Source organism: Brevibacterium sanguinis (genome assembly GCF_039528855.1).
In the GTDB taxonomy this organism is placed as follows: domain Bacteria; phylum Actinomycetota; class Actinomycetes; order Actinomycetales; family Brevibacteriaceae; genus Brevibacterium; species Brevibacterium sanguinis.
In genome coordinates this window covers 1-20,295 of record NZ_BAAAMB010000009.1, presented here as the reverse complement: position 1 = coordinate 20,295, position 20,295 = coordinate 1, and the positions used below count along the sequence as shown (strand labels likewise).

Annotated in this window: 19 protein-coding genes; 13 read left to right on the top strand and 6 right to left on the bottom strand. The window is 65.1% G+C overall.

Annotated elements, in window-relative coordinates:
• Positions 1–209: 209 nt before the first annotated feature.
• From ABD154_RS10365 to ABD154_RS10355, 3 genes are all read left to right on the top strand, one after another.
• Entirely contained in the window at positions 210–2,108 is a 1,899-nt protein-coding gene (locus ABD154_RS10365) for a S1 family peptidase (protein WP_198498499.1), read from the top strand.
• Between the two features lie 249 nt (positions 2,109–2,357).
• A complete protein-coding gene (locus ABD154_RS10360; protein ID WP_198498500.1) occupies positions 2,358–4,499 on the top strand; it encodes an LPXTG cell wall anchor domain-containing protein in 2,142 nt (713 codons plus the stop codon).
• A gap of 386 nt (positions 4,500–4,885) precedes the next feature.
• Entirely contained in the window at positions 4,886–7,249 is a 2,364-nt protein-coding gene (locus ABD154_RS10355; protein ID WP_344251192.1) for a S1 family peptidase, read from the top strand.
• A 149-nt stretch (positions 7,250–7,398) separates the two neighbouring features.
• Here the strand turns inward: ABD154_RS10355 and ABD154_RS10350 are convergent, their stop codons facing one another.
• Entirely contained in the window at positions 7,399–7,947 is a 549-nt protein-coding gene (locus ABD154_RS10350; protein ID WP_198498501.1) for a GNAT family N-acetyltransferase, read from the bottom strand.
• A gap of 41 nt (positions 7,948–7,988) precedes the next feature.
• Between ABD154_RS10350 and ABD154_RS10345 the strand changes: the two genes are divergently transcribed.
• From ABD154_RS10345 to tpx, 6 genes are all read left to right on the top strand, one after another.
• Entirely contained in the window at positions 7,989–8,207 is a 219-nt protein-coding gene (locus ABD154_RS10345) for a hypothetical protein (protein WP_198498502.1), read from the top strand.
• 36 nt (positions 8,208–8,243) lie between these two features.
• The gene (locus ABD154_RS10340) at positions 8,244–9,062 is read left to right on the top strand and encodes a thioesterase family protein (RefSeq protein WP_198498503.1); all 819 of its coding nucleotides are present in this window, start codon (positions 8,244–8,246) and stop codon (positions 9,060–9,062) included.
• Between the two features lie 130 nt (positions 9,063–9,192).
• Positions 9,193–9,633 (top strand): VOC family protein, encoded by a 441-nt coding sequence (locus ABD154_RS10335; RefSeq protein ID WP_198498504.1) that lies wholly within the window; start codon positions 9,193–9,195, stop codon positions 9,631–9,633.
• The gene (locus tag ABD154_RS10330; RefSeq protein WP_198498505.1) at positions 9,630–10,145 is read left to right on the top strand and encodes a DinB family protein; all 516 of its coding nucleotides are present in this window, start codon (positions 9,630–9,632) and stop codon (positions 10,143–10,145) included. Before ABD154_RS10335 ends, ABD154_RS10330 begins: the two co-directional genes overlap by 4 nt.
• 98 nt (positions 10,146–10,243) lie before the next feature.
• Positions 10,244–11,236, top strand: coding sequence for a DUF368 domain-containing protein (locus ABD154_RS10325; RefSeq protein WP_198498506.1), 993 nt, complete (start codon positions 10,244–10,246; stop codon positions 11,234–11,236).
• A gap of 115 nt (positions 11,237–11,351) precedes the next feature.
• Positions 11,352–11,852 (top strand): thiol peroxidase, encoded by a 501-nt coding sequence (gene tpx, locus ABD154_RS10320; protein WP_140955665.1) that lies wholly within the window; start codon positions 11,352–11,354, stop codon positions 11,850–11,852.
• Positions 11,853–11,855: 3 nt separating this feature from the next.
• Here the strand turns inward: tpx and ABD154_RS10315 are convergent, their stop codons facing one another.
• Complete coding sequence (locus ABD154_RS10315) at positions 11,856–12,575, bottom strand: PIG-L deacetylase family protein (RefSeq protein WP_198498507.1); 720 nt, start codon at positions 12,573–12,575, stop codon at positions 11,856–11,858.
• Between the two features lie 165 nt (positions 12,576–12,740).
• Between ABD154_RS10315 and ABD154_RS10310 the strand changes: the two genes are divergently transcribed.
• Entirely contained in the window at positions 12,741–13,328 is a 588-nt protein-coding gene (locus ABD154_RS10310; protein WP_232623560.1) for a hypothetical protein, read from the top strand.
• A gap of 140 nt (positions 13,329–13,468) precedes the next feature.
• Complete coding sequence (locus ABD154_RS10305) at positions 13,469–14,164, top strand: hypothetical protein (RefSeq protein WP_198498508.1); 696 nt, start codon at positions 13,469–13,471, stop codon at positions 14,162–14,164.
• On the opposite strand, the gene ABD154_RS10300 is transcribed toward ABD154_RS10305, so the two are convergent.
• The 3 genes from ABD154_RS10300 to ABD154_RS10290 all read right to left on the bottom strand — a co-directional run bounded on the left by ABD154_RS10300 (position 14,139) and on the right by ABD154_RS10290 (position 17,290).
• Complete coding sequence (locus ABD154_RS10300; protein ID WP_344251191.1) at positions 14,139–15,599, bottom strand: FAD-dependent oxidoreductase; 1,461 nt, start codon at positions 15,597–15,599, stop codon at positions 14,139–14,141. The genes ABD154_RS10305 and ABD154_RS10300 overlap by 26 nt on opposite strands.
• A 276-nt stretch (positions 15,600–15,875) precedes the next feature.
• Positions 15,876–16,601, bottom strand: a complete 726-nt coding sequence (locus ABD154_RS10295; RefSeq protein WP_198501041.1) for a hypothetical protein — start codon at positions 16,599–16,601, stop codon at positions 15,876–15,878.
• A 119-nt stretch (positions 16,602–16,720) separates the two neighbouring features.
• Positions 16,721–17,290 carry a hypothetical protein gene (locus ABD154_RS10290; protein ID WP_198498509.1) on the bottom strand — a complete coding sequence of 190 codons (570 nt, stop codon included), beginning with the start codon at positions 17,288–17,290 and terminating at the stop codon, positions 16,721–16,723.
• 323 nt (positions 17,291–17,613) lie between these two features.
• On the opposite strand from ABD154_RS10290, the gene ABD154_RS10285 reads away from it, so the two are divergent.
• Positions 17,614–18,582, top strand: a complete 969-nt coding sequence (locus ABD154_RS10285) for a cytochrome c oxidase assembly protein (protein WP_198498510.1) — start codon at positions 17,614–17,616, stop codon at positions 18,580–18,582.
• Positions 18,583–19,153: 571 nt separating this feature from the next.
• Here ABD154_RS10285 and ABD154_RS10280 read toward each other — a convergent pair.
• On the bottom strand, positions 19,154–19,459 hold the full coding sequence (locus tag ABD154_RS10280) for a hypothetical protein (RefSeq protein WP_344251190.1): 306 nt from the start codon (positions 19,457–19,459) through the stop codon (positions 19,154–19,156).
• A gap of 126 nt (positions 19,460–19,585) precedes the next feature.
• Here ABD154_RS10280 and ABD154_RS10275 point away from each other — a divergent pair.
• On the top strand, positions 19,586–20,295 hold a 710-nt coding region (locus tag ABD154_RS10275; protein ID WP_344251189.1), incomplete at its 3' end, for a DUF222 domain-containing protein.

Genomic DNA, 20,295 nt, shown 5'->3' with positions numbered 1-20,295 from the left:
CGAAGCGGGCGAATCCATGTTTTGTTCGTTTTGTTCACCGGCAACACGCAACCTTGTTGCTTCCCACCGTTGCCGATCCGTAACCTGGCACACGGTTGAGAGACGTTTTCGTGACCTGTTCGTGACAGCGCAGATGACTGCTGAGCGAGCGAGACCGCGAGTACGGCCGACAACCGCACCAGACAATCCGACCAAGGGAATCCAAGAGTATGCAGAAGAAACTCGTGCAGAGTTCGCTCGCCCTGACCGCCGCCGCAGCGCTCGGTCTCGGCAGCGCCTTCTTCGCGTCGCCTGCGATGGCCACCGCCGCCCCGCAGAAGCTCGACGTGCAGAGCGACACCCAGATCCAGAAGGCGCTGTCCGACATCGAAGGCGTCAATGCCTACGGTGAGCGCGACGGCAAGCTCAGCCTCGGCGTCGAGAAGAAGACGCCGGAGATCAAGGATCTCGAGAAGAAGTACTCGAACATCAAGATCACCGAAGGCGTCAAGGAGCTTGAGCCGTACGCGAAGAACGACCTCGTCGGCGGTGCCGGGTACCTCGTGCAGGCCCCGGCCGGCGGCGGAGTCTGCTCGACCGGATTTTCCGGCTGGGACGACGCGGGCAAGCCCGTCGTCCTCACTGCCGGTCACTGCGCGAAGGACTACAACGCCGAGACCGGTGAGATCAGCGGTGACTCGACCGTCGACCAGACCGAGCGTCCGAGCACCGCGACGGCCAACGGCGGCGAGGGCTTCGATCCGTCGGGCCTCGGCATCGCAGGCAAGTGGGGCTTCACGAGCTACGGCAGCGGTGACCTCCTTGACCCGGCGGACCCGAATCCGCCGCTCCCGAAGGACAGCGACATCGACTTCGCCGTCATCAACGTCGACGAGTCGAAGTACAACGTCAAGAACGGTGTGACCGACTGGACCACCGCGAACACCGAGGACCTGTCCTCGAGCCTCGCGACGAATATCGCGAAGGTCGGTGCCCACACCGAGGGCAAGATCCAGAAGTCCGGACGCACCACCGGTCTGACCGAGGGCGAGGTCATCCCGCGCGAGCAGTACGACTACGACTTCACGAATGTCGGCGGATACTGGGTGCACGGCTTCGGCGTGACCTCGCCGGCCGACAAGCCGTTCTCGCAGCCGGGCGACTCCGGTGGAGCCGTCTTCCAGGGCGACACCGCTGTCGGCGTCATCTCCGGCGGCGGACCCGCCGGCGACGGAACGCAGTTCGGCTGGGTCGCTGACCTCGACTACTCGCTCGAGCAGTCCGGCCAGTCGTTCAACATCGAGAAGCCGGGCACGGAGACCCCCGAGGCCCCGGCCGCTCCCGTGGTCGAGGATCAGACGATCAAGCCCAACGGTGGCGTCAAGGGCAAGGCTGCGGCGAATGCCGAGGTCAAGGTCGACTGGAAGCCGGCCGCCGATGCCGGCACGAACAGTGCACAGGCCGCGACGGAGGGCTCGGAGACGGTCAAGGCCGACGCCGATGGCAACTTCGTCCTCGAAGGCCCCGAGGCCGCCGGCGACTACGACTACACCGCGACGGCTGTCGTCGACGGTCAGGAGTCGGAAGCCGCGACCTTCACGGTAACCGTCGAGGAGGAGAAGACCGAGACCCCGGCTCCGGTGGAGCGAGGAATCACGGTCGACCCGAAGGAGATCGCTGCCTCGGACTTCGTCCAGCAGGACAAGGCCGTGCAGATCACCGTCAAGGGCTTCGACGAGGGCGAGAAGGTGTCGCTCAAGCTCGTTTCCGGACCGGAGAACGTCAAGGGCATCGAACTCGACGAGACGGCCAACGCCGATGGCGTCGCCGCCTTCTCGATCTACGGGACGAGCGCCTCCGACCCCTCGGTCTACGTCGGCCAGTACGACGTGTCCGTCACCGGTGCCAATGACACCGAGGACGAGTCGGCTCTGACCGGGTCGTTCAAGGTCGTTGCCGATGAGAAGGGTAACGGCGGCGGAAGCGACGACGGCAAGGACGGCGGTGACGGCGGCGGCGATCTGCCCCGCACCGGTGCTGAGCTCACCGGTCTCGCTGCCGGTGCAGGCCTGCTCCTCGTCGGTGGCGCCGCGGTGGTGCTGACGATGCGTCGCGCGAAGAAGAACTGAATGCGCTGAGCTGCGCACAGTGACTGACTCTGTTCAGTTGCGGTGTGAGCACAGTTGACAGGGCGCCCTCGGTGGAGACATCGGGGGCGCCCTGTGTTTCGTTCATTTAGTTCGCAGAAACAAGCCCCAAATCTTGGTACTCCATGGAAGCGGGCCGTAGCCTATCTGTGACCAAGGTCATCAATTTGTGACATTGGCAACTCCCCAAAGAGACATTCGCAGCTTCCCCTGAGAAGAGAGACGGAAAGTATGCAGAAGAAGCTCCTACAGAGCTCGCTCGCTTTGACCGCAGCAGCGGCCCTCGGCCTCGGCAGCACGTTGTTGGCATCCCCCGCGATGGCAGGAGGCGCGGAACCGCAGCCCCTGACCTCACAGAAGGCGGAGGAAGTGGCGAAGAACCTTGACGATGTCAACGCGTTTGGATTTGACCCATCGACTAAGACACTTTCGCTGGGTGTGGAGAGCCGCGAGGCTGCAGATTCCCAACAGATCGAAGATCTGAAGAAGAAATATGGTGCCGACACGATCGAAGTGATCCCGGGAGTCAGTGCCAAGCAACCCTATGCGAAGAACGATGCAGTCGGCGGGATGGGATACATTCTCGGTGAGGAAGAAGACCCCAGCGCTATAGTCAGTGCCTGCTCGACCGGATTCTCGGGCTGGGACTCGTCTGGCGCGCCCGTCATTCTGACTGCTGGTCATTGCGCAGAACGCCTGATCGACGATGTCGAGGATCCGAACTTCGGTGGAAACGACGGTTGGACCACTCCGATTGATATTGAGCTTCCGAGCAGCTCGGGCGCGGCAGGCGGCGAAGGATTCGGCGCCAACGGTACGGGACCACTCGGCGAATGGAGTTTCAAGAAGTTCGGTACGCCGGTCGAACCCGGCGATTCGAGCGGCAACGAGGGCGACACCGACTTCGCCATCATCAAAGTCGACACTGCGAACTACAAGGTCAAGCCCGAAATCACCGACTGGACCACGGCTGGAAGCGACGATCTCTCACTGTCAACAAAGCCGATCACCAAGGTGGGCTCGCACACTGAGGGCTCGATTGAGAAATCCGGACGCACGACCGGTCTGACATCTGGAACCGTTGTGTCCAGAGATTTGAGCCCGTTCGAGTTCGCGAATATCGGGAACCGTTGGGTTCACGGATTTGCCGTCGAAGCGCCCGCGGCAACACCTTTCTCTTCCTCCGGTGACTCCGGCGGAGGCGTGTTTCAGGGCGACACTGCAGTCGGGGTCATTTCAGGTGGCGCAGAAGTAGAGCGACCGGATGGCACTCTGGTTGAGGAGAGCTGGGTGGCTGATCTCGACTACGCTCTCGAGGCTGCCGGCGAAACCATCACTTTCGAAGATCCGAATGCGACTCCGTCTTCTCCGGTCGTCAGCGACCAGACGATCAAGCCCAAGGGACAAGTCGTCGGACAGGCAGAGCCGAACTCCACCGTCAAGATCTCCTGGAGTCCTGCAGATGCGAACTCCGGTCTGCCCACCGGCGACGATGTTGAGGTACCTGTTGAAGGTGATGGCAGCTTCACAATCGAAGGACCGGAACCTGCAGGCATCTACGACTACGAAGCTGTGGCGGTCGTCGACGGCAGGGAATCCGCTCCTGCGCCATTCACCGTGACAGTAGAGGAAACCGATTCGGGCGACGGCGCAGCCGCGAACGCTGACGCCGGCGCTGATTCCGCCGACGCGAACGCTGCGGCCAATGGTGACGATGCTGAGGCTGACGCCGGGGCAGAAGCCGATGCCGGTGCTGATGCCAAGGACGCCAACGCGGACTCGGGTGCTGACACGAAGGATGCGGGTGCCAATGCCGCAGCCGACGCGAAGGATGCCAACGCCGACTCGGATGATTCGAAGGACGGCGGCGAGGCTCCGGCTGAGCGCGCGATCTCGATCACCCCGCAGGAGATCGTCGACACGGACTTCGTCCAGAAGGACAAGGGCGTGAAGATCACCGTCAAGGGCTTCGACGAGGGTGAGACCGTCACGCTCAAGGTCGTCGCCGGTCCCGACAACGTCGAGGGCATCGAGCTGACCGAGACTGCGAACGCCGACGGCGTCGCCGGATTCTCGATCTACGGCACGAGCGCTTCCGACCCCTCGGTCTACCGCGGCAAGTACGACGTGTCCGTCACCGGTGCCAACGACACCGACGACGAGTCGCCCCTGACCGGGTCGTTCACGGTCGTCTCCGATGACCAGGGCAACGGCGGCGGTGGCAGCGACGATGGTGGCAAGGACGGCGGTGACGGCGGCGGCGACCTGCCCCGCACCGGTGCTGAGCTCACCGGTCTCGCTGCCGGTGCAGGCCTGCTCCTCGTCGGCGGTGCCGCTGTGGTGCTGACGATGCGTCGGGTCAAGAAGAACTGAATGCGCTGAGCCTCGCACAGTGACCGACTCTGTTCGGTCGCGGTGTGAGCAGAGTTGACAGGGCGCCCTCGGTGGAGACACCGGGGGCGCCCTTGTTTTCCGTTTCGTGATGCTGCACTGCGGCACGCGCCCGATGAGTCGAGAGGTTGCCGCACCGGGGCCGAGCGGCGTTCTGGTGGGGTTCTCACGACTCAGCAGCGGTCTGAACAGGAACGAAGACAATTCGGTTGCTCGGTCTCGTTCGAGCAGTCTTCTGTTTCGTTCATTTAGTTCACAGGAACAGACGCCATTTCTTGGTGGTCCTTGGATGCGACCCGTAACCTGTTTGTGACTAAGGTCATCACTTTGTGACATTGGTAACTCCCCGAAGAAGAGAGACGGAAAGTATGCAGAAGAAGCTCGTGCAGAGCTCGCTCGCAATGACCGCCGCTGCGGCCCTCGGCCTCGGCAGTGCGTTCTTCGCGTCCCCTGCGATGGCCACCGGCCCGCAGAAGCTGGACGTGCAGAGTGACGTTCAGGTTCAGAAAGCTCTGGCCGATGTCGCAGGCGTCAACGCCTATGGCGAAAGCAATGGCACGCTCAATATCGGCGCGGAGAAGAAGACCGAAGAACTGGAGAAGCTCGCTGACAAGTACGAGAATGTCGACGTCGAATACGGTGTCAGCCAGTTCAAGGCCTACGCTGCGAACGACCTCGTCGGAGGCGCTGGTTACCTGATGCAGGCCGGAGGAGGTGCCTCAGTCTGCTCCACCGGGTTCTCCGGATGGGATGACAGCGGTAAGCCGGTCGTTCTGACTGCAGGCCACTGCGCCAAAGTCATCGATAAGAACACCGGTGAGTTCCAGGGCGACACTGTCATTGATGAAACAGAACTGCCTTCCGCTTCACAGGCCAATGGCGGCGAAGGCTTCGTCCGCTCCGGAAACGGGATTGTCGGAAACTGGGGCTACAACAAGTTCGGCGGAGAGCTGGTCACGAGCGACTCACAGCAGCCGCAGCCCGATGACATCGACTTCGCCGTCATCAATGTTGATCCCGCGAAGTACAACGTCAAGAACGGTGCGACCGACTGGACGACCGCGAGCACCAACGACCTGTCGGCAAGCCTGGCCACCAACATCACCAAAGTCGGTCCTCACACCGATGGCAAGATCCAGAAGTCGGGCCGCACCACTGGGCTGACTGAAGGCGACGTGTGGACCGAATTCAACGAGCAGTACCAGTTCCTCAACGTCAGCGGACGCTTCGTCCATGGGTTCGGCGTCAAGGCTGAAACGGACGATCCCTTCTCGGGTCCCGGCGATTCGGGCGGCGGAGTGTTCCAGGGGGACACTGCTGTCGGTGTCATCTCCGGTGGCGGTCCGACCGACGACGAGAACGGCGAAGAAGTTGACCTCAGCTGGGTTGCCGACCTCGACTACTCCCTCGAGCAGTCCGGCCAGAGCTTCAACCTGACCCCGCCGGACGACGGTGGCGGCGACGACGCGAACGCTGACACCACCGCTGGTGCCGAGGCGGACGCTTCGACCGGTGCGAACGCTGATGCGGGTGCCGACGGTGCCGAGGCGGACGCTTCGACCGGTGCCAACGCTGATGCGGGTGCTGACGGTGCCGAGGCTGATGCCTCGACCGGTGCCAACGCTGATGCGGGTGCTGACGGTGCCGAGGCGGATGCTTCGACCGGTGCCAACGCTGATGCGGGTGCTGACGGTGCCGAGGCTGACGCTTCTGACGACGGCAACCCGGAACAGCCGGAAGCGCCGAAGGCCGGCGACCAGACGATCAAGCCCAACGGTCAGGTGACCGGTCAGGCTGCTCCGAACGCTGACGTGAAGATCACCTGGGCGCCGAAGGCCGGTGCGCAGTCCGCTCCGAAGCAGACGGCGGGTGCCACAGCTCAGGCCGCTCCGACCGGTTCGGAGACCGTCACGGCCGACGCCGACGGAAACTTCACCATCGAAGGCCCCGAAGCTGTCGGTGCCTACGACTACACCGCCCAGGCCGTCGTCGACGGTCAGGAATCCGAGGTCACGGAGTTCACGGTGACCGTCGAGGCCGCTGATGACGCGAACGCTGCGGCCAATGGTGACGATGCTGAGGCTGACGCCGGTGCAGAAGCCGATGCCGGTGCTGATGCCAAGGACGCCAACGCGGACTCGGGTGCCGACGCGAAGGATGCGGGTGCCAATGCCGCAGCCGACGCGAAGGACGCTAACGCCGATTCGGATGATTCGAAGGACGGCGGCGAGGCTCCGGCTGAGCGCGCGATCTCGATCACCCCGCAGGAGATCGTCGACACGGACTTCGTCCAGGAGGACAAGGGCGTGAAGATCACCGTCAAGGACTTCGACGAGGGTGAGACGGTCACGCTCAAGGTCGTCGCCGGTCCCGACAACGTCGAGGGCATCGAGCTGACCGAGACTGCGAACGCCGACGGCGTCGCCGGATTCTCGATCTACGGCACGAGCGCCTCCGACCCCTCGGTCTACCGCGGCAAGTACGACGTGTCCGTCACCGGTGCCAACGACACCGACGACGAGTCGCCCCTGACCGGTTCGTTCACGGTCGTCTCCGATGACCAGGGCAACGGCGGCGGTGGCAGCGACGATGGTGGCAAGGACGGCGGTGACGGCGGCGGCGATCTGCCCCGCACCGGTGCTGAGCTCACCGGTCTCGCTGCCGGTGCAGGCCTGCTCCTCGTCGGCGGAGCCGCTGTGGTGCTGACGATGCGTCGGGTCAAGAAGAACTGAGACTCTGTGATCACTGAGTGATCGTGTGAGTGCAGCAGAAGCGCCCCTGGTGGACATCACCAGGGGCGCTTCGCTGTCCCTGAACTCTGTGCGCTGTCCGAATCTGTGCACGCAGTCCCGATTCCTGTGCTCAGTCACGCACTCTGTGCTCAGTCCGGTTGGTCGTCCCAGGCGACCGGAATCCTCACGCCGGTCTCCCATTCCTCGCGCAGAATCGCATACGCGACGGCATCGAGCCGGTCGCCGCCCTCGACGGTCCAGGCCCGCCGGTGGTGAGCCTCCTTCGTCCACCCCGCCCGGACGAATACCTTCCGCATCGCGACGTTGTCCGCCCTTGTCATCCCTTCGAAGCGCAGCGCCGAGGTGGTCGTGAACAGATGGTCCGTCACTGCCCTGAGGATCGCTTCGCCCAGGCCCCTGCCGCGGTGATCCGCCGCCAAGCGCAGGTCGAATTCCGGTGTGTCAGCACCGAGGTCGTCGATGCGCACGAGGCCGATCCGACCCAGCTCGGCGTCGACGACCCACAGTGCGACGCCGTCCTCGCCGAGGAAGCCACCGGAGTCGACGAACTCGGCGGCCTCACCGACCGACCGCACTCCCGCCCGCGCGTGGTAGGGAAAGGCGTTCGTCGAGAAGAACTCGATGAGTGCGGCGCGATCGCGGCCTGCGGGAACGATCGGTTCGAGGGATATGCTCATGGCAACAACGGTAGTCCGTCACGGCAGGGAGGGGAGCGACAGTGAGCATCGACGGCGATCCCTTCGACTACCGGATCACGAAGTCCGGAGTCATCGTCATCGGGCGCGGCGGCCGCACCGTCATGGAGCTCGGCGGTCGGCAGGCCGCCGCACTCATTCCCAAGCTCGGTCGCAGCGATGCCGTCGACCAGCAGCTGCTCGCGCGCGCGACAGGGAACTATCGCCGCGGCAACGAACGCCGAAGTCGTCGCTCACGATGACTTGTCTACCGATCAGTAATTGGTAACGTGGGTCACATGACCGATGAGACCCAGAGCGAGTTCGCCCGTGCGACCGCAGTGACTCCGCGCGGCGACGCCCGCTTCTCCGCCGACCTCGACGGCAGCTGGAAGGTCGGCGGCGCCGTCAACGGGGGCTACCTCCTCGGCGTCATCGGTCGAGCGATGGCGCAGACCGTTCCCGCCACGCCGGATCCGCTCGTCATCTCCGCGTACTATCTCGGTCCCAGTGATTCCGGGCCTGCCGAGGCGGCGGTGCGGACCATCCGCACCGGGCGCTCGAGTGCGACGCTGGGCGCCGATCTCAGTCAGGAGGGGCAGCCGAGGATCACGGCGCTCGCGACGTTCGGCAGCCTCGGCGCGCTTCCCGACGACGTCGGCACCTCAGCCCAGCCACCGGAGCTTCCCGACCCCGACGACTGCATTCCGATGGCCGAGGGACCGCAGGAGTTCCTCGACTCCGCACCCGTCGTCTTCCGCTACGACATGCGTCTCGACCCCGCCACCGCAGGATTCGCCGCGGGCCGCCCGAGCGGGCGCGGTCTCCTCCAGGGATGGATCAGGCTCGCCGACGGCGCCGATCCCGATCCGCTGGCGCTGCTCGCCTTCCTCGACGCCTTCCCGCCGGTGATGTTCGACCTCGGGCGCTTCAACTGGGCGCCGACGATGGAGCTCACCGCCCACGTGCGGGCGAACCCGGCACCGGGCTGGATCGGCGTGAAGGTGCAGACCCGCAACATCGCCGGCGGCATGTTCGAAGAGGACTGTGAGCTGTGGGACTCAGCCGGTCGCCTCGTCGCCCAGTCCCGTCAGCTCGCACGCCAGCCGCGCGCCTGAGCCCGCACCTCGCGGCCGGCTGAGACGTCACATGACAGCGGATCTCGGTCAGCGGCGGCCGCGTCAGTGCCGCGGCATAGGGTGGAACCCGTCATCGACTGCTCGACCATATACGGAAGGACCACGTGTCATGGCCTCGCTGAACTCCCTGAGCATCACCTTCGACTGCACTGACGTCGAAACCCAGTCGCTGTTCTGGGCGGAGCTGCTCCACGCCGAGATCGATGAGGGCGCCAATGAGTTCGTTGCGAGCATCGGCGGAATCCATGACGGGGCATCGCCGACCCCGGGCATGCTCTTCCTCAAGGTCGATGACCGGGCCGATGCTCGGAGTGCCGGCGCGGAGAGCTCAGGTCGCGTCGTGGCGAAGAATCCTCTCCACATCGACCTCGACGACCCCGACTATCCTGCCGATGTCGATCGCGCCGTGGCGCTGGGAGCGACGAAGGTCGCCTCGTTCGACGAATACGGCATCGAATGGACGACGCTGACCGACCCCGAGGGCTACGTCTTCGACATCGGTCGCCGCAAGGCAGAGAGTCGCAAGGCAGAGAGTGAGGAGCTCCGATGAACCTGCCGCTGGACGAACCCCGTGACCAGCCTGACGAGCGTGAGGGTCTCGTCGAATTCCTCGACTACCAACGGCAGGTGCTGCGCCGGAAGGTCGCCGGGCTGAGCGCGGAGGAGCTGCGGCGCACCGTCGGCGCCTCGAGTCTCACGCTCGGCGGCCTCCTCAAGCATCTCAGCCTCGTCGAGTACACGTGGTTCCTCGATCGCACGGCGGGGGAGGCGCTGCCCGAACCGTTCGCGGCGATCGATTGGCGCAGTGACCGCGACTGGGATTTCGAGAGCGCCGCTGACGATTCGCCCGAGGAGCTGCTCGACCTCCACGAACGCGCGGTCGAGAGCTCACGGGAGGTGCTCGCCGGCATCGCCGATCTCGGCACACCGCTGCGCCGCCGCTCCCACGGCAGCGTGCAGAACGTGCGGTGGGTGCTCATCCACATGATCGAGGAGTACGCCCGACACCTCGGGCACGCCGACCTCCTCCGAGAGAGCATCGACGGGGCCGTCGGCGACTGATCGGGACGGGCCGCTCACCTGCGCGATCAGGGAGGGCGCAGACCGCTGTGAGACGATAGAGGCGAATCCCATGCCCTGTCGTCGGACGAAAGCGACCCTTGACTTCTCCTGCCCCCAATCACACCAGCACGCCCACTGACGCGCCGCGCCGCTCGAAGGCGTGGATTCCCCTCGACCTCGTGCGCGGTTTCCTCATCGGCTCCGCCGAGCTCGTCCCTGGCGTCTCCGGCGGCACGGTGGCCCTCGTCACCGGTGTCTACGACCAGCTCATCGACTCCGCCGCACACGTCGTCAAGGCCGCGAAGACGCTCGTCACCGGTCCTGATCGGCTGTCCGGGGCTCTCGCGGAGCTCAAGCGCACCGACTGGTTCCTCATCATCCCCGTCCTCCTCGGCATGGCCACCGCGGTCTTCAGCATCGCCGGACTCATGGCCGGATTCGTCACCGACAATCCCGAACTCGCCCGCGGACTGTTCTTCGGACTCGTCGCCGCGAGCATCCTCGTGCCCCTGCTCATGCTGCCGCCCCGGACGCGGCGCGAACCCATCGCGCTCGGCATCCTCGCGTTCATCGCCGCGGCCGCGCTGGCGTTCTGGATGACCGGGCTGGCCGGCGGCGCCGAGGTGGAGAACCCCCCGCTCATCGCCGTCTTCCTCGTCGCCTCGGTTGCGATCTGCGCGCTCGTCGTGCCCGGTGTCTCCGGCTCGTTCTTCCTTCTCGCCGTCGGCATGTACACGACGACTCTGCGGGCCGTCGACGAACGCGACCTCGTCTACATCGCCGTCTTCGGCCTCGGCGCCGTCGTCGGCCTCGCCGTCTTCGTCAACATCCTCCGCTACTTCCTCCACAATCACCGCTGGTGGACGCTGCTCATCATGGCCGGACTCATGCTCGGATCCCTCCGCGCTCTGTGGCCGTGGCAGTCCGCCGCCGAGGTGGGCTCCGACGGCGAACCGCACGGTGCCGGTGGCCTGCTCGCCCCCTACGACCCCGTGCTCGGCCCGGTGCTCCTCGCGGTCGCCGGGGCGATCGTCGTCATCATCCTCATCATCGTTGAGAAGCGCTTCGCCTCGAAGCCGTCCGCCCACTGAGGCGGCCCGCCGAGGAGGTGGTTCGCCTCGGCGCTGGACGGTCGGTTGAGGCCGACGACGATTGCCGTAGAGTGAGGAACGACCCATTCACCGTCCGTCAAGGAGCGATCGAAGCATGGCGACCACAGCACTCGAAGGCAACCCCGTCCACACCTCCGGAGACCTCCCGGCCATCGGCACGCAGGCCCCGGCCTACACGCTCGTCGGCAACGACCTCGGCGAGGTCAACTCCTCGGAATTCGCCGACTCCCGGGTCGTGCTCAACATCTTCCCGAGCGTCGACACGGGAGTGTGCGCCGCCTCGGTGCGCCGGTTCAACGAACTCGCCGCGAGCCTCGAGAACACGACCGTCGTGTGCGTGTCGAACGATCTGCCGTTCGCGCAGGCCCGCTTCTGCGGTGCGGAGAGCATTGACGATGTCGTCACCGCCTCGGCGTTCCGCAGCGCCTTCGGCAAGGAGTACGGCGTGACGATGGTCGACGGCCCGCTGGCCGGACTGCTCGCCCGCGCGGTCGTCGTCCTCGATGACACGGGAACGGTGATCTACACGCAGCTCGTCGACGAGATCACCACCGAACCCGACTACGATGCGGCGATGGCGTCCCTCGGCGCCTGATCCTCACATCTCGTACACGCGCACAGGCAGGGCGTATTCGACGCCTGCCTGTGCGCCGGTGTTCGCGCAGATGTCGGTGATCATGTCCTTCGGCTCGGGATGATCCCCGAGCGCTTCGAGGTAGACCGTGTGCGCTTCGAGCGATTCCACGCCCTTGGCGACATCCGCGGCGCTCAGTTCGATCGCATCCGTCGGTGAGTCGGGGCCGGTGACGAGCAGGCGACTCGCCTTCCACGCCTCCAGACCGGAATCGGCGAGGTCGGTGAACAGCCACGGATTGTCTGCGTCCCGGATCGCATCGACCGTCGCGATGCCGGCCGCCCGATGATCGACGTGGTTGAGGCCCCACGCCGTCTCGAGATTCCAGTTCGTCACCATGACGGCGTCCGGCCTGAACTCGCGCAGCTTCTTCGCGATCGCGCGCCGCAGCTCCTGGCTGACGTCGAGCATGCCGTCGGGGAACTCGAGGATCTCGAGGTCGTCGACGCCGACGATGCGGCACGCCCGCGCCTGCTCCTCCGCGCGGAGCGGAGCGACCTGGTCCGGCGGCATCGAGCGGATGCCCGCCTCACCGCGGGTGAGCAGAAGGTAGGCGACGGTCTTCCCCTGGCCGGTCCACTTCGCCACCGCCGCTGAGGCGCCGTACTCCATGTCATCGGGGTGGGCGACGATGCAGAGGACGCGGTCGATGTCGGAATCGTCGAGGAGGGGGAGATCAGCCATGTCCTCAAGGCTATGCCCCGGTTGGGATTCACGCCAGGGTCCGGCCGCGGCCCGTGCCGTACGATGTTGCTGACTGCGACGGAAGGCGTGACGATGACCCCTCGGCGGCTGCTCGGCGGGATGCTGATTGCCTGTCTGCTCACCTCTGGGTGCTCTGCTCTGAGGGTGAGCACGTCTGAGCAGGATTCCGGGCCGGTGGCCGTCGGAGTCAGTGACGGCTCACCGGAGACGGGGAACGCCGACGCGATTCCGGAAGGGTGGCAGGACGTTGAGGCCGCTCTCGGAGACGAGTGCCCGATCGCCATCGAATTCGCCGCCGACCCCCGATGGATCGACGCCGGGGGAGTGAGCGGCTATCAGGTCTACGCGAACGGGGAGGAGCGCCTCATCAGCGTCAACTGCTATGCCTGGGGCGGCGATGGCCCGGAGTCCGTCACCGACGAGGCCATGAATGTGATCCTCACCGACCCGGGCTCCCGCGTCGTCACCGAGAAGGTCGGCGAGATGCCGGGCGGAGTCTACTGGTCCGTCCAGGGAGAGCTGGGCGCCTCGTCGGTGCGTTCGATCGGCGGCACGGAGTCGGTGTTCTACGGTGCGGTGGCGGGGCTGCGGGATGAGGGACGGCTCTACAGGGTCAGCGTTGAGATGGCAGCGAAGAAGGACGACGCCGAGGCGGCCGCCGTCTACGCGCTGATGCTGCCGACCGTGCGCTTCGCGGGGAATCCGGTCACGCCGCCGCCGGGCCTGAAATGAACGGTGCCGTCTTCTGCATCGGCGTCTGAGGCGAGGCTGCAGTCGGCGCCCGGCGGAGGCGCCTGAGGCGAGGTTGCAGACGACGCCCGCCGGAGGCATCTGAGGCGAGGCTGCAGACGGCGCCCGCCGGTAGGATGGTGGTGACTCTGACGGAAGGCCTGACGATGACCCTGCGATCCCTGACCACCGGCCTTCTCGCGCTGACCGTGGTTCTCAGCGGCTGCTCGGCGATGCGGGTGAGCACGAACGAGGGTGATTCCGCGCCCGTGAAGGTGGGCGTCGGCGATGGGTCGACGTCGACGCCGACCTCGGAGTCCGGTGTCGGGGCGATTCCGCCGGGGATGACGGAGCAGGCCATCGACGTGGGGCAGTCGTGTCCGGTGCCCATCGCGATTGCGATGGATGACGAGTGGAGCGACTCGACGGGATATGACGGGTACCGCCTGTTCGAGCGCGGGCCCGGCGCGCTCATGACGGTCAACTGCTATGAGGACGACGACATCACACCGGCCGACGTCGTGAAGTCCGCGCAGGATGCGACGTTCGACTCGGCAGGATCCCAGATGTCGTCGGAGGAGACCGGGCAGGTGACCGGGGGAGAGTACTGGACGTTCACCGGCACTCTCGGCCCCGATGACATGCGGTCGATCGAGTCCTCGGAGTCACTGATCTACGGGGTGGCAGCCGGTGTGCAGGTGAAGGGTCGACAATTCAAGGTGACCCTGGAGATGGTCGTCAAGAGCGAGGATCAGGCTACCGCTGACGTCTTCGCGACGATGCTGCCGACGGTGCGTCTGGCCGACGAGAATCTCACTCCGCCGCCGGGGCTGAACTGACGGTCGCTCCAGCCCGGCGCTGAGCCTGCGGTACGGCGTCGAGCGCGACGGCGGGAACGGACTCGTCGGGGTCGGCGGACGCCGCGTCACTGTCGGCTGCCTCGGTGCCGGGTGCCTGAGCGCTGAGGTTCTCATGACTGGACGTCTCAGCGGTGTCGGCAGGTGCTTCCGCTGTTCGACCGTCCGCAGTCGCAGTCGCAGTGGATGGTGCGGGACTCTGGCCGGCCGAGCCGCTGTCAGCGGTGGTCTCGAGGCGTTTGAGGAGTTCGCGGGCGGCGATGCGACCGGCGCGGGTCGCGCCGATCGTCGAGCTCGCGGAACCGTAGCCGACGAGGAAGATGCGGTGATCGTCCCGGACGGCCACCTCGGTGTCCATTGCGATGCCGCCCTCGCGGGTGCGCAGGTGGAGGGGTGCGAGGTGGTTGAGGGCGGCGCGGAATCCGGTGTTCCAGAAGATGACGTCGACCTCTTCGATGCGCTCTTCGGGGAACGGCTGCCATGACTGGGGGAGGGCGAGTCGGTCGCTGTGGGAGGGGCCGAGGCCCTCGGAGGTCACTGCCTCCTCGGCGGGCCGGGCCGGGAAGTGCACGCCGTGGGGGAGGATCTCATCGAACATGCCACGGGAGACGAGGACTCCGGATTCGACGCCGTCGAGGAATTCGCGGCGCAGCGGCAACCCGGTGGTGCGGACGACGCTGGCCGGGGGGAGTCCGGCGAGGGTGCGGGAGCGCACGGCGCGTTCGACCTCGAGTCCCCAGTTGCCGTCGAATTCGCGGGCGGTGAAGTTCGGTGGACGGCGGGTGGCCCACAGGGTGTCGGTGACGGTGGCGAGTTCGAGGAGGAACTGGGTGGCGGAGATGCCGCCGCCGACGACGAGCGTGCGCAGGCCGCGGAAGTCCTCGACCTCGCGGAACTGGGCGGTGTGGAGCTGTTTGCCCTCGAATTCGGCGATCCCGGGTACGTAGGGGACGTAGGGGTGGGTCCACGTGCCCGTCGCGTTGATGAGGTAGTCGCTTGTGAGGTGGAGGCGTTCGCCGTCGAGCATGACGGTGAGCTTGAGCGGTCCGGTACCGGTGTCGTCCGAGGTCACATGGGCCACCTCGGCGGGACGGACGACGCAGAGTTCGAGTTCCTTCTCGAAGCGGGAGTAGTAGTCGGTGACGATCTCGGATGCGGGCACGGATGGGTCGGGGGCGCCGAGGGGGAAGCCGGGGAGGTCGGCGATGTGATTCGTCGATCCGAGCGTCAGGGATTCCCAGCGCTGCCGCCAGGCACCGCCGGGGCCGTCGCTGGCGTCGAGGACGATGAAGTCCCGACCAGGTTTCAAACCATCGCGCCAGAGGTAGTGCGCGGCCGAGAGACCGGCCTGACCTGCGCCGATGATGACAACGCGCCAGTGTGAGTCGACGAGCAACTCGGTGAGTCGGCAAACCATGGCGATAGTCTCTCAGGGAGCCTTGAGGTTTTCCTGTGTGAATTGGCGACGATTCGGCAGGTGTGGACTGAGGGAGGTGGCGCGGGGGAACGGGCGGCGATTCAGCAGGTGTCGTGGAAGGGTCGGGGACGATTCCACTTCAGTCGTTCTGCGGTTTCGGGCGCGTGGCGTACTGCGGGTTTCGGGTAGGGGGAGTTCTGCGGGTGCTGGGTGCGCGGCTCAGCACGAACTGATTTGCGCTGCAGGTCAATTGCGGTCAGTTCAGCTGCAGTCGAGTCAATTGCAGTCGGGACCATTCGGATTCGCGTTGCAGTCCTCGTCGACGAGGTAGCGGTGGAACCGATAGACGTCGATGGTCAGCTCGTTGCTGGCGACATAGGCGTAGCCGTCGATGGGGATCCAAGGTCCGCCGTCGACGGAGAATTCGCCGGTGAACGTCGTCGTCATCTCGACGGTGGTCGGTCCGACCTCTTGGAAGTCGTGGCCGATCTCCGGCTTGTCGCCGGGCTGCGGTTTCGAGCCCTTGGTTGTGGTCGTCGCGCCGGTGCCGTCGCCGAAGTTCCAACTGTACTTCTCCGGAGTCACCTTCACCTGCACGGCGTAGGTGAGGAGAGTCATGTCGATGTAGCTGACGTCGGCGTTCGTCCAGAAGGCGGCGGGTTTGCCGATGACCGCCCAGTCCTTGGGCCAGGCGTGAATGGTCGGCGCAGGGATGTCGAATGTCTGGAACTGCGATTCGGGGATCTCCGTGGGCGGTGCCGGTCGCGCCGGACCTCCTCCGCCCCCTCCGCCACCGCCTCCGGGCAGGTCAGCGCAGATATAGCCGAGCTCTTCGTAGACGCAGTCCGGGCGCCCGTCACCGTCACCATCGCCGGAGCCGCCGCCTCCGCCTCCACCGGATCCGCCTCCGCCGCCGGAGCCGCCACCTCCACCGGAGCCTCCTCCGTCACCGCCGCCTCCGCCTCCACCGGGCGGACCTGGGGGAGTAGGGGGTTGCACCACGCCACAATCGCGACCAATCATCGATCCGCAGTCAGGACCGGATGCTAAAACGGCAGTTTGAAAGCCAGCCACCATCATCACTATCAACAGGATGGCTGCCGGACCGCTTAGCCAATTCTTTAGTCGCACTCTTTGCTCCGAAGGTACTGATTGGCGACTTTCCACGCACCGTCTCTGTTATCAGCAACGTGTTGCATTGTAAAGCCTTTAGGCGCGGATGAAGGGAGCTCTTCGCCCTGGTCCACGACTTTCCATTCGGAATCTTTCGTGCAGAACAGAATGCTTACCTGCGTGTAAGGAGCCTCATCCTCAGTCTCCTCAACGCTTTCGATGCGGACGTCGTAGGCACCGTACTTGCCTGCCATGTACTGATTGTTGGTGCTCATTGACTCAGCTTCAGTCTGGAGCGACTCCAGCGAACCATCACGAGCAAATTGATCGGCTCCGTCCAAATCTTTTCCCCCAGACGAAAAGACCTGGTTAATCGTCTCGATGTATCCCTCAAACGCCACCAGCGCCCCGTCGACCGCCTTCTTCTCGTCGTCGGTGAGGTCGAGGTCGGTGGTGTACTCGGGGACGGTCGGCGTCGACGCTCCAGCCGAGGGATCTGCCGCGGGAAGAGTCGACGTCGGTGCTGCAACGGGGGAGTTGTCCTCGCACCCTGAGATGACCGCGCCGACGGCGGCCACAGCCGCGATTGCGGCAGCCGTGCGGAGACGGCGACGGATGGTGGTTCGACGAGCTGGTGTAGCGATTCCGGTTCTCATTCCACGCCTCTGTGGTCCGTGATGCTGACACTGCGGTTCGTGCCGACGGCACCTCTGATGGCCAGGCGCCAGGGTGTCCCACATTATGCGAGAACTCATGGATTGAGAACAGATGCAGTTGAATCTGTGGATAACCTGCTCACGAGTCGGCAGTTCACTCGCTGGCTCTGACAGGGGAGTAACCTAGTCGTCAGACCTACTCGCTGAGACAGCGAGACCCGTGTGAGATAGGTGCCGTACGCAACATGACTGACCTGGCGTGGATTCCGACCGCAACGCCGTCCCTGAAAGCATTTCTCGGCTTCGACCTGCAGCCGATACCCGTCATACCCGTCATCGCGGGGCTCGTCGCTCTCGCCTACGTCATCGGATGGATCCGTCTCGCCGTCCAGAAGCGCCCGTGGCCGGCATGGCGGGGGATCCTCTTCCTCCTCGGTTGCCTGCTCCTCGCCGCGACCATGGGACTGGCGATCGAGGGCTACGGCCAGGTCATGTTCTCGGTCTTCATGTTCCAGCAGATGACCCTCATGATGGCCGTGCCACCGTTGCTCCTCCTCGGCGCTCCCGGAACGCTCCTGCTGCGCTCGACACCGCGGAATCTGCCGGGCCGGATGATCCTGAGAACGGCCATCTTCGGCCTGCGATCGTGGCCGGGCAAGATCATCGTCCACCCGCTGTTCTCGATCCCGCTGTTCCTCGCCCTCTTCTACGGCCTCTATCTCTCCGACGCCGCGAGCTGGGTCTTCAACCAGGGCATCGGCGTCCACATCGCGCTCGAACTCGTCTTCCTCTTCACTGGAATCGTCTTCAACGCAACGCTCATCCCTGCCGACCCGCTTCCCGTCCCCGAATCGCACGTCGTCCGCATCTTCCACTCCTTCATGGAAGCGGGTCTGCACGCGTTCTTCGGTGTCATCGTCATGATGGCGGCGCTGCCCTTGGTCGATCGGTTCGCCCAACTCCCGCCGAGGTGGGGGATCGACCCCATGGAAGATCAGAAACTCGCCGGTGGGATTGCGTGGGCGTACGGCGAGGGTCCCGCCGTCATCATTCTCCTCATCATCCTCATCACGTGGTTCCGTCAGGAGTCGAAGAACAACAAGATCCGTGACCGTGAGGTTGCGATGCACGGCGACAAGGAGCTGGACGCCTACAACGACTACCTCCGACAGCTCGCCGAGAGTGAGGGCCGCGGCTCGTCTGCCGAACGCTGACTGAGTCTGCGCCTCGATTGCCAAGCGCTGAGTTCGCGGCTCGATTGCCGAGCGCTGGGTTAGTGGCTCGATCATCGGCCATTGTTCGATCGCCGGTCATTATCTGACCAGCGGGCATTGTTCGACCAGCCGTCATCGTTCGACCAGCGGCGCTTGCTCGTCCAGCATTCATTGCCCGAATCCGCCGTCGTCAACGGTCGGCGCGTACTGCTGTCGCGAGCCTGGCAGACGTCTCTCGTGCGGACGTGTCTGTTGTGTGGTCGTGTCTGTGCCGACCTGTAGCATCGACCCACCCCGGAACACACACGAACCCCTGCTGACACCGATGTCGGGATACGCATCGGCACGTAGACAACACAACTTGCTCTAGGAATCGAAAAACCTAGAACACCAGGAAAATAGTCGAACAAAAACCAAAGAAACACCTTGACACACACCGAAACGGTGTATAATAGGTCACAAGACATGGACAATGGCGAATGGACCCCTGGACACCATGACACTCACCCCGAACCGCAAACACCCCACCCCCGGCAACGACGCCGCAGGTGCGCACACGGCCGGGTCGTCTTCACCGGAATCCTCCCCATCCTCGGGTGACACCCCGGATACCGAATCCCTGTTCGATCAGCTCACCAACGCCGGCATCGACCTCACCGGAAACCCCCTCGCCGACACCCTCGCCGGCCTCACCCCGACCCCACCCGCAGAGGATCCCGAACTCGAGCCGGAGAGCACCTACTTCGACACCCTCGGCGACGATGACCTCGACGGCGATGATGCGAACCAGCCCGGTCCCGCCGGTTCGCTCCATACGGGCGCCAGCGAGAACAGTGACCAGCCTCTTGACAGTGACGATGTCACCGGTCGTGTCCACGGTGCCGCACACGATTCAGCCAGCCCCCACACCACTGATGCCGCCGGCGACCCATCCACACCCTCGGGTGAGGAACAAGACTCTGTTGAGGCCGAGATCGCTGAGATCGCTGCGGCGGCTGCGGCGTTGGACGGGGACACCGACGTGCCCGCCTGGGTGAGCAGGCACCCCCTCTTCACCGGCACCGCGTGGGCCGACCTGACTGCGTTCGCCCCGGAAGTCACCACCGGCATCACCACCCTCATGCACCTCGATGCCCAACTGCGGTCCTTTGACAAACCCATGGGCCCCGACGAGGCACTCCTCCTCGTCGACGGTGCCGAAGCCCTCTCCCGAGTCTCGGAAGCCCTGTCGATCCTCGCCCTGTCGGTCTATGACCGGGTGGGGACACCGGCGGAGACGGGGGCGAAGGACACGAAGTCTCTCATCCAGGACCGGCTCAACCTCACCCGGACAGAAGCCCACCGGCGGGCCGAGATGGCCAAGAACCTTGGTGGGCGGGTGGATCTGGCCGGGCAGGCACTGAAACCCTTGTGTCCTGAAGTCTCCGAAGCCCTGCACACGGGAGCGTTGTCGGCAGGGCAGGCGAAGACCATAGATGACTGCCTGGCCGCCCTCCCCGACTGGGTCAGTGCCGAGCAGCGGGCGGATGTGGAAAAACGCCTCGTCGCCTATGCGCCGACCGTGCGGGTGAGCGATATTCGTGCGATCTTCAATCGGATGCTGGGGTATATCGACCCGGATGGCAAGAAACCGGTCGAGGAGACACCACGCAGTGACTATGCGGTGACGATGCGACCCAAACGCAATGGTGACTGGGTGCTCAATGGTCTCCT

Coding starts and splice junctions, on each gene's coding strand:
- tpx (WP_140955665.1), top strand. CDS start 11,352: ATGGCGACCACAGCACTCGAAGGCAACCCCGTCCACACCTCCGGAGAC.
- ABD154_RS10335 (WP_198498504.1), top strand. CDS start 9,193: ATGGCCTCGCTGAACTCCCTGAGCATCACCTTCGACTGCACTGACGTC.
- ABD154_RS10360 (WP_198498500.1), top strand. CDS start 2,358: ATGCAGAAGAAGCTCCTACAGAGCTCGCTCGCTTTGACCGCAGCAGCG.
- ABD154_RS10315 (WP_198498507.1), bottom strand. CDS start 12,575: ATGGCTGATCTCCCCCTCCTCGACGATTCCGACATCGACCGCGTCCTC.
- ABD154_RS10355 (WP_344251192.1), top strand. CDS start 4,886: ATGCAGAAGAAGCTCGTGCAGAGCTCGCTCGCAATGACCGCCGCTGCG.
- ABD154_RS10330 (WP_198498505.1), top strand. CDS start 9,630: ATGAACCTGCCGCTGGACGAACCCCGTGACCAGCCTGACGAGCGTGAG.
- ABD154_RS10285 (WP_198498510.1), top strand. CDS start 17,614: ATGACTGACCTGGCGTGGATTCCGACCGCAACGCCGTCCCTGAAAGCA.
- ABD154_RS10300 (WP_344251191.1), bottom strand. CDS start 15,599: ATGGTTTGCCGACTCACCGAGTTGCTCGTCGACTCACACTGGCGCGTT.
- ABD154_RS10365 (WP_198498499.1), top strand. CDS start 210: ATGCAGAAGAAACTCGTGCAGAGTTCGCTCGCCCTGACCGCCGCCGCA.
- ABD154_RS10340 (WP_198498503.1), top strand. CDS start 8,244: ATGACCGATGAGACCCAGAGCGAGTTCGCCCGTGCGACCGCAGTGACT.
- ABD154_RS10350 (WP_198498501.1), bottom strand. CDS start 7,947: ATGAGCATATCCCTCGAACCGATCGTTCCCGCAGGCCGCGATCGCGCC.